Consider the following 15,038-nt stretch of genomic DNA (forward strand, 5'->3'; position numbering starts at 1 on the left):
GTTCGCCATTGGCATGGACGCCACGGTCATCGCCGGGTTCGCCATTGGCATGGACGCCGCGGTCATCGCCGGGCTCGCCATTGGCATGGACGCCGCGGTCGTCGCCGGGTTCATCATGAGTACCGCCGCGTCCTGAGGACGAGGCCGATCCGGAGTGGCCCGAACCGCTGTTGGCACTGCCATGGCCACTGTTGCTGCCATGGTCGCCGCTATGGCCGCCGCCGCTGCCACTGCCGCCTCCACCACCGCTACCGCCGCCGCCACCGCCACTGCCGCCGCCTCCACCACCGCTACCACCGCCTCCACCTCCACCACCACTTCCGCCACCACCACCGCCACTACCCCCTTCCTTGGCCTGAGCACTGGAAACTCCGGACAGGCTGTCCGGAATCAATACGGTAGACGCCGACAGAACCGCGCCAATAGCTACTGCCAGTAAAAGCTTATTGATGAGCATGTCGTTCTCCGTCTTTTTATTCAGATTGGAACGTTGATGAACATTGCAATGTGCTGCTTTTTTTCCCGTGGGAACCTGATGAACAGCTCAACGCACGGATTTATTCGGCTGGAACGTTGAAAAAGAATTCAATTTACAGCCGGGCCCTCTTCCCAAGGGTCAGTGAATGCTTGAGGCCAGTTCGAAAATCGGGATGTACATCAGGATAACGATCACCCCGATCAACAGGCCGATGAAGGTCATGAGCAAGGGTTCGAACAGCCGCACGAACCATTCGATCCAGCGGCTGATTTCTTCGTCGTAGAAGTCGGCGCTGCGCTCCATCATCTGCCCGAGGTTGCCGGACTGTTCGCCGGCGCGCAGCAGTCGCAGGGACACGGGGGTCACCAGGTGATTGAGTTCCAGCGCGGCAGAGAGCGATTGCCCCTCGCGCACCCGCTCGCAGGCCTGGTCCAGACGCGCGCGGGAGGCGACGGAGAGCAAGCCGCGGACCATGCCCATGGCGGTGACCAGGGGAATGCCGCCTTGCAGCAGAATCCCCAGCGAACGGTAGAAACGCGCCAGTTCATACATGAAGATGCGCTGATGTACTGCCGGGAGTTTTTCGATCAGGCGGTCCAGTCCCCGACGAAAGGCCGGTTGGCGCTGGAGCAGGGCGAGGGCGACGATAACGGCCAGCAAGCCACCGAAGAATTCGCCCTGGTGGGCGTGAAGGAACATGCCGCTGCTCATCAGGATCTGCGACAACCATGGCAAGTTCGACCCCAGCCCTTCAAACACCAGGCTGAAGCGCGGTACGACATAACCCATCAAAAACAACACCACGCCACCACCCACCACCAGCAACAGCATGGGGTAGATCGAAGCGCTGACGATCTTCTGGCGAACCTCGTCCATGCGCTGGCGATAGCTGACATAGCGGCCCAGGGCATCGCCCACGGCACCGGTCTTTTCACTGGACTGCACCAGTGCAACGTACAGCGGGGGGAACACGGCCGACAGCTGGCTCAATGCCTGGGAAAACGATTTGCCCTCGTAAAGCAGGCGAACCAGTTCGCTCAAGGTTTTGCGGGCTTGTGGCGCGCTTTCCTTTTCCGCCAGGCTTTCCAGCGCATCGATCAACGGCAGGCCGGCATTGAGCAACGTGGTCAGTTCCTGGCTGAACAACACCAGGTTGAAGGTCTCGCGTTGCCTGAGACGCAATGCGCGCCAATGCCGCTCGGCGTGCAGGCTGACAACCCGCAGGCCCTGGTCTTCGGCGATGCGCCTGGCTTCGCTTTGCCCCTGTGCCTCGACGGTCATGGCTACGACACCGGCCTTGCCGACGGCTTTGAGATGAAAGCGCATGGTCGCTATTCCCGTCAGTTCCAGTTGGTGACTTCGGCGTTCTCGCCTTCGCCACCGGGCTGCCCGTCCTTGCCCATGGACGACAGGTCGTACTCGCTGTTTTCACCGGGATAGCGATAGGTGTAGTTGCGGCCCCACGGGTCTTGCGGGAGTTTTTTCTGCAGGTACGGGCCGGTCCAGTGCGGTTCGTCGGCGGGGGCAGTGACAAGCGCCTGCAAGCCCTGTTCGGTCGACGGGTAATGGCCGACTTCCAGGCGGTAAAGGTCCAGGGCTTTGCTCAAGCCTTCTATTTGCGCCTTGGCCACTTTCACTTCGGAACGGCCGAGTTGGGCGAAATACTTCGGCGCCACGATGCCGGCCAACAACCCCAGCACCACCAGTACCACCAGCAGTTCTAGCAGGGTGAACCCGCTTTGGGTTCGCCGGGCATAACGCAGTCGCTGTTTCATGATGACCTCATAAGCGTCGGCAGCAGAGTTGCCAGGTAGTCGCTATGTAGTTGCTATGTAGCTGCATGCAATTGCCATGCTCACGATTGGTGATCCTTCTGCACCCCCCGTGCCATGCGCCTTCTCACTTACGGCACAGTGCTTGCGTATGGCTGATCCACGACTGGCCTTTGGGGCAATATCCCCAATTTTCGGGGCCGGGAAGGGGAGGTATAACAATGAAATCACTCACCACCGGGTTGCTGGGTCTTCTTGTGTTGACCGGCGCCGCACAGGCCGACGTGTTTGTTTCCGTGGACGCCAACGGCAGCTATGTCCTGTCCAATGTCCACCGCCCCGGTCGCCACTATGAACGGGTGATCCATGAGCCCGATGCGGCGGTCGTCAGCCTCGACCAGCAGCCGCAGATGATCGCCGCGCAACCCTATGCCGAGCTGGTGTCGGCGGCGGCCACGGCCAACGAACTGCCGGCGGCGCTGCTACACGCGGTGATCAAGACCGAATCCCGTTATAACGCCCGCGCTACCTCGCCCAAGGGCGCTCGCGGACTGATGCAACTGATGCCCGCCATCGCCCGCGAAATGGGGGTGACCAACGTCTACGACCCCAAGGCCAACATCCAGGGCGGCGCCCGCTATCTCAAACGGCTGATGACGATGTTCGACAACGATATCCGCCTCGCCGTGGCGGCCTATAACGCCGGCCCGCAAGCGGTGCTCAGCCGGGGCAACGTGGTCCCGCCGTTCGCCGAAACCCAGCGTTATGTGCCCAGCGTGCTGAACCAGTATCGGCTTTTGCAGGGGTTGTCCGCAGACGAGCCGCTGTGATCGAAACCCCGGGGTAGTTTTCCCCAATAGTGGGGAATGGTGGCCCCGGCGAGTAATTGGGGGGATTGGGTGGGGAATATCCCCCGGCTTATCAAGTCGTGAATATAACCTGCTGATTAATAACGTATTTTTTTGTGGCATGCGGATTGCTCCAGACGAATTGTCGAGAAGCATTCCCTGATAACCCGAAGCGAGGCCCGAGTTCATGATCGGCATTTCCCACGCTCCGTCCTTGATCAATTTGCTTCGGGTAGCTACCGGCGATTGCCTGATCTTCAAGCTGCAGAACCTGCTGGCCTTCCCTCTGTGGGAGCGAGCTTGCTCGCTATAGCGGACTGGCAGTCGACATCGCTGGCGACTGCAAAGCAGCCATCGCGAGCAAGCTCGCTCCCACAAGGGTCGGGCAAGGCAGGAACAGATCGGTAAAGAGGAATGTTGTTATGGACAGGACCATCACAATCGCGGGCAGCGCGCTGATTCTTGGAGTGACGTTGATCGGGTTCGGGGTATGGCGGACCAAGCCCCCGACTGTGCTCAGCGAAGTCGCCTTGCCCGACACCTGGAGCAACCAGACGCTGGCGCGTGACGGGGTTTCGGTGGCCCTTGATGTAAAGCCCCCGGCCAAGGACGGTGTACTGCGTGAGGGGGGCGTTGCCGATGTGCAATTTCGTGTGACGGACAAAGCCTCCGGCCAACCCTTGTCCGGCATTGCGCCAGGTGTTCGGGTCATACCCGGCGATACCCCCTGAGAGGAAGCTGACATGAACCGATTCGCACATCGATGCCTGCTGACGTTCTGCCTGTTGGCCATCGGTATCGGGCAGGCGCTGGCTCACTCGGCGGACGAGCACGACGGGCACGACATGTCGACCAGTACCGCCAGCCCGGAGATCGCCCGGATCAAGTTTGCCGACGTGACCCTGCTGGACCAGAACGGCCAGGTCGTCAGCCTGGAAAAAGACCTGGTGAGAAACAAGATCGTGGTCATGGGCTTCATCTACACCAGCTGCACCACGGTCTGCCCGGTGGTGTCCTCGATCATGGGCAAGGTGCAGAAACAGTTGGGGGCGCGGGTCGGCACCGAAGTGCAACTGGTGTCGATCAGCATCGACCCGCAGCGTGATGATCCCCAACGCCTGAACGACTACGCCCGCACCTTTCAAACGGGGCCGGGCTGGAGCTGGCTGACCGGTTCGCCGCAGTCGGTCGATGCCACTCTCAAGGGCCTGGGCGCCTACAGCGGTAACTTCAAGAACCACTCGCCGCTGATTCTGGTGGGGGATGGCAACAGCCGTTTCTGGACCCGCTACTACGGTTTCACCGACCCGACGGAACTGGCCCGTGCAGTCGAGAAGCTCAGTGGTGAACGCAACACCCACGCCAAGCACACCGCCATCGCCATGGAGCATCAGCCATGAGAGCCATCGACGGGGTCGCCCTGAGCATCTGTTTCAACGATGCCTGCCCGCTGATTACCCGCAAGCTCGAAGAAGTGCGTGAGGTGCCGGGCGACAACGCCGACGGCATCACCTTTATCTCCCTTACCAGTGATCCGCTGCGGGACACCCCGGCGGTACTCAAGGCTTACACCTTGAAACAGGGCGTCGATGAGCCCCACTGGTTTTTTCTTCCCGGCGACAAGGTGCAAATGGACCTTGTATTGGGCCGCATCGACCAGATCGTGCCGCCTCCCGAGCAGCACTCCACCCCGTTGATCGTCGCAGATGTGGCGAACAAGCGCTGGAGCGAAATCCGTCCCGATGTCCCGGCCGCCGCCATTGCCCAGCACTTGCAGTTGCTGACAATGCCGGTCGCTGAGTCACGGCCATGAATACTGCCCTGGTCCTTGGCCTGCTCCTCTTCGGCGGCATCACGCTCACCGCCCAGGCGTTGCCGCTGAGTCTCAGTGAAAGTGCCGGTAAGCGGTTGTACCGCGAAGGTGTGTCGGCCAGCGGCGAACCGATCATGGTCCGGGTCGGTGCAACGGACATGGTGCTGCCGGCAACCAGCCTGCCATGTGCCAGTTGTCACGGCGAAGATGGCCTCGGGCGCCCGGAAGGCGGGGTGCGACCGCCGGACCTGAGATGGTCGCGGCTGGCCGGCAGCCATGGCCAGCAACACATCAACGGCCGCAGTTATCCGGCCTACAGCGACAGTACCCTGGCGCGGGCGGTGCAGGAGGGGCGCGACCCCGGCAACAATCGGCTCGATCCGGCGATGCCACGGTTCATGTTGTCGATGAACGATCAACGCAACCTCACGGCGTACCTCAAGCGCCTCACCGAAGACCGCGACCCGGGCCTGATGCCCGACATCCTGCACCTGGGCACGTTGTTGCCGGGCACCGGGCCATTGAGCGACGAGGGCGTCACGGTGGCGGCGGTACTCAACGGCTGCGTGGCGCGTATCAATGAGGCTGGCGGAATTCATGGCCGGCAGTTGCGCCTGACCATCCTCGACCCCGGCGACGATCGCGCCAGTGCCGAGAAGGCGCTGGACCGGTTGATCGATGAAGAGCAGGTGTTTGCCCTGATTGCACCGCTGGCGCCGGCATTGGACGTAGACTTCGCCATGCGCCTGGAACAGGCCGGCATTCCCCTGATCGGGCCGCTGTCGTTGCAGGGCACGCCCCACACCAGCCCGCAGATATTCGAACCGCTGCCGGGGCTTCGCGAGCAATTGATCGCCTTGGCCGACTACGCCGGTGCCAGCTTGCGGGTGCTTCAGGGGCCGACGCTGATCGCCTACCCGGAAGAATCGGGCCAACGGCTGGCGGCGCAGGAACTCAGCCAGTACTTGCAGGGGCACGCCTGGCAAAAGGTGCGCCTGCAAGCCTACGACCCGACCAGGGATGATTTTCCCTTGGGGTCGCGCTCGGTGTTTTACCTGGGCAGCAGCAGCGGCTTCAGTCGTCTGGCCGAGCGCTTGCAAACGGCGGGGCAGGTGCCTTACCTGTTCGCCGCCTCGAACCAGGTGGCGGGCAATCTGATGCAGGTGCCCAGCGGATTTTCCCGACGGGTGTTCCTGGCCTATCCGTTCGTGCCAAGCGACTGGACCCTGGCCGGGCGCCAGGCCTTGACCCAGTTGCGCGAACACCAGGGCCTCGGCGGCCAGCACGCGGTGCTGCAAGTGGGTGCGTTCAGTTCGATGATGCTGCTCAGCGAAGGCATGAGGCAGGCCGGGCGGGATGCCAGTCGCGAAAAGCTGGTCAGTGCCCTGGAAGGCTTGCATGATTTCGATACCGGGCTGACGCCGCTGATCAGCTTTGGTCCGGGGCGGCGCCTGGGCTTGCGCGGTGCCCATATCGTCACGGTGGATCTGCCGGCCCAGCGTTTCTATCTGGTCGCCCCCTATAAACCCATTGCTGCCACGCCCTGACCGGAGGCCGATCATGAAATTCAACGCTTTACTGGTCCTGCTGACGCTGTGGGTGCCCGTGGCTTGGTGCAGCAATGGCCCGGGCATATCCTGATCAAGGCAACGCCCGGTGCAGACGCTTCCACTGTCGAAACCGCGCGGCTACGCTTAACCGAAATGAGGGTATTGGCGCCATTGCGGTCGCGCTATCGAATCGAGCGAGTTGACGATGAATAGGGGGTTTCCCCAACAGTGGGGAGAAAACTTCAATGCCAATCCAATCGCTTTCCCCGTTTTTGGGGGATTGGATTTCTGTACGAATAAGGCATTGTTTTTAAATTCAAGGACATGAAGACCTAAAATTACCGGCGCCGAGCCTGGCATGAAGTGTGCGTTAGTCCTGTCAGGGCGCGCACTCCGTCAGGTTCGAAGCCCGGACCTGCGGTTTCAAGGAGTCCACCTTGTTGAACAAAATACTGGTTGTTGATGACGAACAGTTGCTGGCGGAAAACCTCCAGGGTTACCTGCAGGCGCAAGCACTGGAAGTCCGGATTGCTCACGACGGTGCACAAGGAATCGCTGAAGCAGACGATTTCGCACCCGATGTGATGGTGTTCGATTACCGGTTGCCCGATATGGAAGGTTTTCAGGTGCTCGATGCCGTCCGCCGGAACAGGAAGTGTCATTTTGTGCTGATCACCGGGCACCCCACCGCAGAGGTCTGCGAGCGGGCCCGGCAACTGGGGGTCAGCCATATCCTGTTCAAACCGTTTCCATTGGTGGAGCTGGCCCGTGCAGTGCTTGATCTTCTGGGCAGGCAGCGCGAACCCAAAACGGGTGTGAGCACTTGCGAGGGATTCGTCGAACGACGCCAAAGCAAGACCGAGAGTTTCCCGCTGCAGTTGTACGACGGTAGTTGGGTGCTTGCAGATCGCCGAAAAAGTTCATCGGCCTCCATGGCGCCAGACGACGAACAAATGCTCACCGGGGAGTAGTGGCGCGACAAGACGTTCCGGCCCCCGCCGAAATTGCTCGCCGCGCCGACAGGGCTTAAAGCCCCGTGCGTTGGAGAGCAAGCCATGGACCGTCTATCCCTTGCCGTAGAACCGGCGCAACTGGAATGCGTACCGACTCGTTTTACCAGTGAGCAATTGGCCCAGGCCCGAGCCCTGGCCACCAGTTCCGGCGAACGGATGCTGGACGCCCTCGCGGGGCTGTGTGAACTGGCTCCGATGCCTTTCATTCAATGCCTCGGCATGACCCTGCATTACCCGGTGCTCGACACCGACAGCCTGTTCAAATCCGCCCCGGTGTTCGACCGGGTGACCCTGGCCCAATGCCTCAAGCGCGAATTCATCCTGCTGCGTCATGACGATGCGGTCATCGGTGTGTTCGCCGACCCCTTCGACAGCGCACGCCTGGCCTGGATCGATGAATGCCTGCACGGCGCGCCGCTGTACCTGGTGCATGCCGATGACCTGAAGGCCTACCTGGCGCGTCACGAAGAAAGCTTCCATGCGGTGGAGTCGCTCAACGCCCAGAGCGATGCCGGCGCCGAAATCGATAACCTGCAAAGCCTGTCCCTGACCAGCATCAGCGAAGACTCCAGCGTGGTGGTCAAACTGGTCAACTCGACCCTGTATGACGCGCTGAAAATGCACGCCAGCGATATCCACCTCGGCACCACCGGCAACGGCCTGGTGATCAAGTACCGGATCGATGGCGTGCTCAACAACATCAGCAAGATCCAGGGCAGCGAGTTCGCCGAGCAAGTGATTTCCCGGGTCAAGGTCATGGCCGAACTGGACATCGGCGAAAAACGCGTGCCGCAGGATGGCCGTTTCAAGATCGGCATCAGTGGCCGGCAGATCGACTTCCGGGTGTCGATCATGCCGAGCATCTTCGGCGAAGACGCGGTGCTGCGGGTACTCGACAAACAAGACCTCGCCGACAAAGTCTGTGGCGTGCAACTGCAGGCCCTGGGCTTTGAAGAGGAAACCCTGCGCCAGTTGCGTCGGCTGGCCGCCGAACCCTACGGCATGGTGCTGGTGACCGGTCCTACCGGTAGCGGCAAGACCACCACGCTGTACGCGATGATCACCGAGATCAATCACGGCGTGGACAAGATCATCACCATTGAAGACCCGGTGGAGTATCAACTGCCGGGCGTGCTGCAAATCCCCGTCAACGAGAAGAAAGGCCTGACCTTCGCCCGAGGCCTGCGCTCGATCCTGCGGCATGACCCGGACAAGATCATGGTCGGTGAAATCCGCGACCCGGACACCGCGCAGATCGCCGTGCAATCGGCGCTTACCGGTCACCTGGTGTTCACCACCATTCACGCCAACAACGTGTTCGACGTGATTGGCCGTTTCACCCAGATGGAAATCGATCCCTACAGCCTGGTCTCGGCACTCAATGCCGTGTTGGCCCAGCGTTTGATCCGCCTGGTCTGTACCAGCTGCAGCAGCCCTTACAGCCCGACAGAAGAAGAGCTGGAGGTCTCGGGGCTTGATCCGCAAAAGGTCGCTCACTACCAGTTTGTCCACGGCAAGGGCTGCGGGCATTGCCGGGGCACCGGTTATCGCGGACGTAGCGCGATCGCCGAGCTGCTGCACCTGGACGACGAACTGCGGCAAATGATCGTCGAGCGCCAACCCATCTCGAAAATCAAGGCCCTTGCCTGCAAACGTGGCTTGCGCCTGTTGCGCGAGTCGGCGCTGGAAATGGTGGAACAAGGCCGGACCACTCTCGAGGAGATCAATCGTGTCACTTTTATCTCGTGAGCAGTTTGTCGCCGTGCTCGGCGCCAGTGGTGTTGGCCTGGGGCGACGGCAAGGCGGTGCAACCCACTGGCTGGGCAGCGTCGGCTACATCGACGAAGGCTTCCAGGCCTGGACGGTGGCCCTCGATACCCTCGACCGTTTGCTGGCCGAACACGCCGTTGCCAGGGCGGAACTGACCGTGGTGATCTCCGGGCATTTCAGCCGCTATTGCCTGGTGCCCTGGAGCGAGCAGATCAGCAGCCCGGCCGAATTGCTCAGCTTCGCCCAACTGTGTTTCGAAGACCTCTACGGTGCCCCGAATCAACCCTGGAGCCTGGTGCTCTCGCCCGAACCCGCCGGTTACGACCGCATCGCCACGGCGCTGCCACAGGACTTGCTCGAACGCCTGCGCGCCGTGGTCAGCGCTCGCGGGTTGCGCCTGCGTTCGGTGCAACCCTACCTGATGGCGGCGTTCAACCATTTCGATAAAAGCTTTGATGCCGGGGACTTCCTGTTCGTGGTCGCCGAACCGGTACGCAGCGTGTTGCTGCTGGCCCGGGAAGGGCGCTGGACCTCGGTGCGTTCGGTCGGCAGCAGCGACAGCGATGCGGCGCTGACCGCGCTGATCGGCCGTGAAAACCAGTTGCAGGCTTCCACCAGCGAACGGCCGTTGAATGTCTACCTGCATGCACCGGCGCGCATCGATTCGTACCCGGACGTGCCCGGTGTGCATCTGCGCACCCTCGAAGAAGACCGGACAGCCGTACGCGATTGCCTGTACGTCATGTCTCGGGCGGTGGCCTGACATGCGCCCCCTGATGCTCGACTTTCAGCCGCGCCGTCGTGCAGGTCCTCTGGGCTGGAGCCTGCTGGCCGGTGGTGTGGTGCTGACACTGACTTGCCTTGTGGTGCAACAGCACCTGAATAACGAGGCCGAGCAACAGCAAGGCCACCTGCAAACCACCCAGCGGGTGCTCACCGGCGATACCGGCACCAAGCTCAGCCTGACGCCGGCGCAAATCCGCGAGCAGGCGCAGAACCTGGCCGAAATGCGCAAGGTTTCCCAGCAATTGCGCCGCCCTTGGGAGCGCCTGTTCGCCACCCTCGAAGCCATGCCGCGGGACAACATTGCCCTGCTAACCCTGACCCCGGACGCCCGCAAGGGCCAGGTGCGGATCAGCGCCGAGGCGCTGGACCTGGACGCCATGCTCGATTTCCACCGCCGCCTCGAAGCCAGCGACGAGCTGTCCGACGTGTCGCTGCTGAGCCACGAAATTGTCGCCAACGTGCCGGAACACCCGGTGCAGTTCAGCCTGTCGGCTACCTGGGAGATCGGCGATGCAAATCCCTAAATTGATCGTCCACGAATACCTGCAAGGCCTGGGCGTTCCGGGGCTGGCAGGGCTGGGCATGCTGGTGCTGGCGCTGGGCTATGGCCTGGTCGGGTTGCTGCCGGACTGGGAGTCGTTGCAGAGCCTCAGCCAGCAGACTCGCGAAGCCACCGAGTATCTGGCCAAGGTCGAAGACGGCACCGTGGCTGCGCCGGTGGTGCCGCAGCGTCAGCTCGACGACTTCCGCAGCAAGTTGCCGTCCCAGCCTCAGGCCACCGAGGCCATCGACAAGATCTACGCCCTGGCCGCTCAGGAGCGCATCACCTTGTCCCGGGGTGAATACTCCCTGGGCGTGGACCCCAAGACGCACCTGGCCCGTTATCAGATTCTGCTGCCGGTACGTGGCAGCTATCCGCAACTGCGGCGCTTCCTGCACGCCTTGCTCGGCCAGTTGCCGGCGGTGGTGCTGGAGGATGTGGAGTTTCAGCGCAAGAAAATCGCCGATACCGACCTGACCGGGCGAATCCGCATGACCCTTTATCTGTCGAGGTCATGATGAATACCAAACGAGTGGCGGGTTGGGTGGTGTTCTTGGGTGTAGCGGCAGCGCTCGCCTGGTTCCCCGAATATTTCAAACAGGCTGACGACAGCGACCCTGCGGTGGCCGTCGTGGCCACGCCAACCAAGGGCAAGACGCCAGGCACATCGACGCCTGCATCGACCGCCGCAGCAGTGGCGCCGATCAAGGACCTGAGCCCGGCAGGCGACCTCTTCGCCGCCCGCAGCTGGAAAGCGGAGCCGGCCCTCGGCACCGTCACTGAACAACCGGTAGTCGTTACTCCGGTGGTGCAAGTCCCCACTGCACCGCCGTTGCCTTTCCAGTTTGTCGGCAGGCTGGATGACCGTTCCGATCTGCAGGTGTTTTTGCAGAACGGCGAGAAAATATACGTCGTGCGCAAAGGGGATGTCATCGACGAAACCTGGCGGATCGAGCGGATTTCCAATAAGGAACTGAGCCTGGTCTACCTGCCGCTGCATTTATCTCAGACCTTGTCTGTGGGGAGTACGGAATGAACAAATCCCGTTTGCTGATGAGCCTGTGTCTCTGTGCAGGGCTGGCCGCGTGCAGTTCAGCGCAGATTGCCAGGGATGAAGCTTCCGCCCTGATCGAATCGGGCCAGTACGAAGCCGGCCTGGCCCGCATCGAAGAGGGATTGCGTGAAAACCCTCGCGATACCGATCTGCACATGGCCCTCAACAACGCTCGGACCCTCGCCGTGAAGGCGCTGCTGGCCCAGGCGGACATGGACCGGGCCCAGCGTAATTTCGCCGGGGCCCGCATGACTTACAGCCGGCTCTTGAACATCGAACCGAACAACCGTCGTGCCCAGGATTCCCTGCGCCAGCTCGATTATCTGCGCAGCATGGATGAGAAACTCGAACTGGCCCGTGGCGACCTGCGTCGCGGTGACATCTACGGTGCCGACCGCCAGGTCAAACAGATCCTGGAACTGGACCCGAAGAACGAGGGTGCCCTGGAACTGCAAGACAGCATCCGCCTGGTGCAGAGCCGCAATGTGGTGCCGTACCCGCAGTTGCGCACGCGCCTTGACCGGCCGGTGACCCTGGAGTTTCGCGAGGCTAACCTCAAAACCATTTTCGAAGTGCTGTCCCAGGTCGCCGGCCTGAACTTCATCTTCGACAAGGATCTGCGCCCGGACATGAAAGCCACGATCTTCGTACGTGACGTACGTATCGAAGACGCCGTGGAGCTGCTGCTGCAACAGAACCAGCTGCATCAGAAAGTGGTGAATGAAAACACCTTGCTGATCTACCCGGACTCGCCGCAGAAGCTCAAGGATTATCAGGAACTGGTGATGCGCACCTTCTACCTGACCAGCATCGATGCCAACACGGCGCTGAACATGATCAAGACCATGCTCAAGACCCGCGACGTGTTCGTCGATGAGCGCCTCAACACCCTGACCATGCGCGATACCGGGGATGCGGTGCGCATGGCGGAAAAACTCCTGCAATCCCAGGATCAGTCCAACCCGGAAGTGGTGCTGGAAGTGGAAGTGATGGAAGTCGCCCGCCAACGCATTCTCGACCTTGGCCTGCAATGGCCCAACACCTTCGGCGTGGTCAACAGCGACGGCTCGGCGGTGACCATTCTTGATCAACTCAAAGGCATCGACTCCAGCCGGATTACCATCTCGCCATCGCCACAGGCCAAGATCAATGCCCAGGACAAGGACATCAACACCCTGGCCAGCCCGGTGATTCGGGTGAGCAACCGCGAGCAGGCGCGCATCCACATCGGTCAGCGCGTGCCGATCATCAGCGCCACCTCGGTGCCTTCGACCCAGGGCCCGGTGATCACCGAAAGCGTGACCTACCTCGACGTCGGTCTGAAGCTCGAAGTGCAACCCATCGTGCACCTGAACAACGAAGTGGCGATCAAGATCGCGCTGGAAGTCAGTAACGCCACGCCGCTGACGCCGACCGCTCAGGGCACCATTCCGGTCCAGGTCGATACCCGCAACGCCCAGACCACCCTGCGCCTGCATGATGGCGAAACCCAGATCCTCGCAGGGCTCGTGCGCAACGACCACGGCGCCACCGGCAACAAGATTCCCGGCCTTGGCGACATTCCCGGTCTGGGTCGCCTGTTCGGCAGCAACAAGGACGACGTCAGCAAATCCGAACTGGTGCTGTCGATTACCCCGCGGATCGTGCGCAACCTGCCGTACCAGAGTCCGTCGGACATGGAATTCCCGACCGGTACCGAAACCAGCATGCACATCCAGGCACCGGACCGCTCGATGAGCACGACGGTTCAGACCAACCCCATGAGCGCACCGATCGCCACCACCGTTACTGTCGGGAAGCCTTGATCATGAACGCCTCGCAACGCGGTTTTAGCCTGATAGAAGTCGTGGTGACGCTCGCCCTGGTCGGCCTGCTGGCCGGCATGGCCGCACCGCTGACCGAGACGGTGGTGCGCCGGGGCAAGGAGCAGGATTTGCGGACCGCGCTGTACGAAATCCGCGATGCCATCGACGCCTACAAACAGGCTTTCGACGCCGGCTACATCGAGAAGTCGATCGACAGCAGCGGCTACCCGCCAAACCTGAAAGTGCTGGTCGATGGTGTGCGTGACACGCGCAGCGCCAAGGGCGCCAAGTTTTACTTCCTGCGGCGCATCCCCCGTGACCCGCTGGCAACCGTCAAGCGTGACGACGAGGGCGGCTGGGGCCTGCGTTCCTATGACAGTTCGGCAGAGAACCCGCAGGAGGGCCAGGACGTCTTTGACGTTTACTCCAAGGCCCGGGGCAAGGGTCTCAACGGTATCGCCTACCGAGAGTGGTGAGCATATGCGTCGGCAAAAAGGTTTTACCCTGATTGAACTGATGGTGGTCTTGGCAATCATCGCGACCCTGATGACGATCGCCTTGCCACGTTACTTCAACAGCCTGGAAGCCTCGAAAGAAACCACCTTGCACCAGAGCCTGTCGGCCATGCGCGAGGCGCTGGATCACTACTACGGGGACACCGGGCGTTATCCCGATTCCATCAATCAACTGGTCGAACTGCGCTACCTGCGAAGCCAGCCGCTGGACCCGATTGCCGAGCGCAAGGACACTTGGGTCATAGTCGCGCCACCGGATGGCGTGGCGGGCGGGGTGGCCGATATCAAGAGTGGAGCCAGCGGGAGGGCGCGTGATGGCAGCCTGTATTCCGAGTGGTAAACCTTCGGGCCAGGACGGCTTCACCTATCTGGGTGTGCTGTTTCTGATCGTCGTTATGGGCCTGGGCCTGGCCAGTGCCGGCGAGTTGTGGGCCACTGCTTCGCGTCGGGATCGCGAACACCAGTTGCTCTGGGCCGGTACGCAATATGCCCAGGCGCTGCGCAGCTATTACCGCAGTTCGCCCGGTATGGCGCAGTACCCGAAAGAACTCGCGGACCTGTTGCAGGACGAGCGTTTTCCGACGGCCAAGCACCATATCCGCCAGTTGTACCCGGAGCCGATGACCGGGGGCGAATGGGAGCTGATACGCGGTATCGACGGACGGATCAGCGGTGTGTACTGCCCCTCCACGGAGAAGCCGCTCAAGCAGGTGAATTTTCCCAGTCAGTGGTCGGACTTCAATGGTATGGCCAGTTACAAGGACTGGCAGTTCGTGGCCGAGAAAGTTGTCATCGATGGCAGCGACGGACCGCCAAAAGCGCAGTCCACCGGGCCCCAGGCGTTACAGCCTTGAACCGCAGGAGCGAGCCTGCCAGCCGGGATGTACACAGCTCAAACTGTGGGAGCGGGCTTGCTCGCGAAGGCGGCCTGACAGCCGACCTGTCTTTTGCTGACTGAGTACATATCCATTCCTGCGGTCACGGCCACTTACGGTTTCGCCCTTACGGCGAGTCCCTTTGGCAAACGCCCCAAAGGAACCAAAGGTCTCGCCCCTTGCGTCCGGCCCCTCGCTGAGGCTCGGGGTTCCTTCGC

At 61.6% G+C, this 15,038-nt stretch carries 16 protein-coding genes and 2 pseudogenes; 15 read left to right on the forward strand and 3 right to left on the reverse strand.

The genetic code is table 11. The features are described 5' to 3' along the window. The 3 genes from PMI28_RS31420 to gspG all read right to left on the reverse strand — a co-directional run. Window positions 1-457 (reverse strand): hypothetical protein (locus tag PMI28_RS31420; RefSeq protein ID WP_007991437.1); only part of this gene is annotated, 457 nt, incomplete at its 3' end. A 159-nt stretch (window positions 458-616) separates the two neighbouring features. Continuing rightward, entirely contained in the window at window positions 617-1,804 is a 1,188-nt protein-coding gene (locus tag PMI28_RS03710) for a type II secretion system F family protein (protein ID WP_007991438.1), read from the reverse strand. 14 nt (window positions 1,805-1,818) lie between these two features. Beyond that, the gene (gene gspG, locus PMI28_RS03705; protein ID WP_007991439.1) at window positions 1,819-2,253 is read right to left on the reverse strand and encodes a type II secretion system major pseudopilin GspG; all 435 of its coding nucleotides are present in this window, start codon (window positions 2,251-2,253) and stop codon (window positions 1,819-1,821) included. Between the two features lie 218 nt (window positions 2,254-2,471). Between gspG and PMI28_RS03700 the strand changes: the two genes are divergently transcribed. The 15 genes and pseudogenes from PMI28_RS03700 (at window position 2,472) to PMI28_RS03630 (ending at window position 14,799) form a co-directional block, all read left to right on the forward strand. Then, window positions 2,472-3,080, forward strand: a complete 609-nt coding sequence (locus PMI28_RS03700; RefSeq protein WP_007991440.1) for a lytic transglycosylase domain-containing protein — start codon at window positions 2,472-2,474, stop codon at window positions 3,078-3,080. Between the two features lie 440 nt (window positions 3,081-3,520). Next, window positions 3,521-3,814: pseudogene (locus PMI28_RS03695) on the forward strand (hypothetical protein); the annotation flags it as partial. Between the two features lie 27 nt (window positions 3,815-3,841). Further along, the gene (locus PMI28_RS03690; protein WP_007991443.1) at window positions 3,842-4,498 is read left to right on the forward strand and encodes an SCO family protein; all 657 of its coding nucleotides are present in this window, start codon (window positions 3,842-3,844) and stop codon (window positions 4,496-4,498) included. A 35-nt stretch (window positions 4,499-4,533) separates the two neighbouring features. After that, window positions 4,534-4,911, forward strand: a pseudogene (locus tag PMI28_RS03685) (SCO family protein); the annotation flags it as partial. After that, window positions 4,908-6,458, forward strand: a complete 1,551-nt coding sequence (locus PMI28_RS03680; protein WP_007991445.1) for a cytochrome c/ABC transporter substrate-binding protein — start codon at window positions 4,908-4,910, stop codon at window positions 6,456-6,458. The pseudogene PMI28_RS03685 and the gene PMI28_RS03680, both read left to right, overlap by 4 nt. A 440-nt stretch (window positions 6,459-6,898) precedes the next feature. Next, entirely contained in the window at window positions 6,899-7,432 is a 534-nt protein-coding gene (locus PMI28_RS03675; protein ID WP_007991446.1) for a response regulator, read from the forward strand. An 84-nt stretch (window positions 7,433-7,516) separates the two neighbouring features. Then, window positions 7,517-9,223: a GspE/PulE family protein gene (locus PMI28_RS03670; RefSeq protein WP_007991448.1), complete on the forward strand. Its 1,707-nt coding sequence runs from the start codon at window positions 7,517-7,519 to the stop codon at window positions 9,221-9,223. Then, window positions 9,204-10,007, forward strand: a complete 804-nt coding sequence (locus tag PMI28_RS03665; protein ID WP_007991449.1) for a hypothetical protein — start codon at window positions 9,204-9,206, stop codon at window positions 10,005-10,007. The genes PMI28_RS03670 and PMI28_RS03665 overlap by 20 nt, the downstream gene beginning before the upstream one ends. Window position 10,008: 1 nt before the next feature. Then, window positions 10,009-10,554: a PilN domain-containing protein gene (locus PMI28_RS03660; protein ID WP_007991451.1), complete on the forward strand. Its 546-nt coding sequence runs from the start codon at window positions 10,009-10,011 to the stop codon at window positions 10,552-10,554. Then, the gene (locus PMI28_RS03655; RefSeq protein ID WP_007991453.1) at window positions 10,541-11,089 is read left to right on the forward strand and encodes a type 4a pilus biogenesis protein PilO; all 549 of its coding nucleotides are present in this window, start codon (window positions 10,541-10,543) and stop codon (window positions 11,087-11,089) included. The genes PMI28_RS03660 and PMI28_RS03655 overlap by 14 nt, the downstream gene beginning before the upstream one ends. Next, entirely contained in the window at window positions 11,089-11,607 is a 519-nt protein-coding gene (locus tag PMI28_RS03650) for a hypothetical protein (RefSeq protein ID WP_007991454.1), read from the forward strand. Before PMI28_RS03655 ends, PMI28_RS03650 begins: the two co-directional genes overlap by 1 nt. Beyond that, complete coding sequence (locus tag PMI28_RS03645; RefSeq protein ID WP_007991457.1) at window positions 11,604-13,430, forward strand: secretin N-terminal domain-containing protein; 1,827 nt, start codon at window positions 11,604-11,606, stop codon at window positions 13,428-13,430. Before PMI28_RS03650 ends, PMI28_RS03645 begins: the two co-directional genes overlap by 4 nt. 2 nt (window positions 13,431-13,432) lie before the next feature. Next, entirely contained in the window at window positions 13,433-13,906 is a 474-nt protein-coding gene (locus PMI28_RS03640) for a type II secretion system protein (RefSeq protein WP_007991459.1), read from the forward strand. 4 nt (window positions 13,907-13,910) lie between these two features. Next, a complete protein-coding gene (locus PMI28_RS03635) occupies window positions 13,911-14,285 on the forward strand; it encodes a type II secretion system protein (RefSeq protein ID WP_007991461.1) in 375 nt (124 codons plus the stop codon). After that, on the forward strand, window positions 14,260-14,799 hold the full coding sequence (locus PMI28_RS03630) for a type II secretion system protein (protein WP_007991463.1): 540 nt from the start codon (window positions 14,260-14,262) through the stop codon (window positions 14,797-14,799). The genes PMI28_RS03635 and PMI28_RS03630 overlap by 26 nt, the downstream gene beginning before the upstream one ends. Window positions 14,800-15,038: the final 239 nt, after the last annotated feature.

The organism is Pseudomonas sp. GM48, from assembly GCF_000282335.1.
Classification (GTDB): domain Bacteria; phylum Pseudomonadota; class Gammaproteobacteria; order Pseudomonadales; family Pseudomonadaceae; genus Aquipseudomonas.

Coding starts and splice junctions, on each gene's coding strand:
- PMI28_RS03680 (WP_007991445.1), top strand. CDS start 4,908: ATGAATACTGCCCTGGTCCTTGGCCTGCTCCTCTTCGGCGGCATCACG.
- PMI28_RS03660 (WP_007991451.1), top strand. CDS start 10,009: ATGCGCCCCCTGATGCTCGACTTTCAGCCGCGCCGTCGTGCAGGTCCT.
- PMI28_RS03655 (WP_007991453.1), top strand. CDS start 10,541: ATGCAAATCCCTAAATTGATCGTCCACGAATACCTGCAAGGCCTGGGC.
- PMI28_RS03700 (WP_007991440.1), top strand. CDS start 2,472: ATGAAATCACTCACCACCGGGTTGCTGGGTCTTCTTGTGTTGACCGGC.
- PMI28_RS03710 (WP_007991438.1), bottom strand. CDS start 1,804: ATGCGCTTTCATCTCAAAGCCGTCGGCAAGGCCGGTGTCGTAGCCATG.
- PMI28_RS03670 (WP_007991448.1), top strand. CDS start 7,517: ATGGACCGTCTATCCCTTGCCGTAGAACCGGCGCAACTGGAATGCGTA.
- PMI28_RS03630 (WP_007991463.1), top strand. CDS start 14,260: ATGGCAGCCTGTATTCCGAGTGGTAAACCTTCGGGCCAGGACGGCTTC.
- PMI28_RS03640 (WP_007991459.1), top strand. CDS start 13,433: ATGAACGCCTCGCAACGCGGTTTTAGCCTGATAGAAGTCGTGGTGACG.
- PMI28_RS03650 (WP_007991454.1), top strand. CDS start 11,089: ATGAATACCAAACGAGTGGCGGGTTGGGTGGTGTTCTTGGGTGTAGCG.
- PMI28_RS03645 (WP_007991457.1), top strand. CDS start 11,604: ATGAACAAATCCCGTTTGCTGATGAGCCTGTGTCTCTGTGCAGGGCTG.
- PMI28_RS03635 (WP_007991461.1), top strand. CDS start 13,911: ATGCGTCGGCAAAAAGGTTTTACCCTGATTGAACTGATGGTGGTCTTG.
- PMI28_RS03690 (WP_007991443.1), top strand. CDS start 3,842: ATGAACCGATTCGCACATCGATGCCTGCTGACGTTCTGCCTGTTGGCC.
- gspG (WP_007991439.1), bottom strand. CDS start 2,253: ATGAAACAGCGACTGCGTTATGCCCGGCGAACCCAAAGCGGGTTCACC.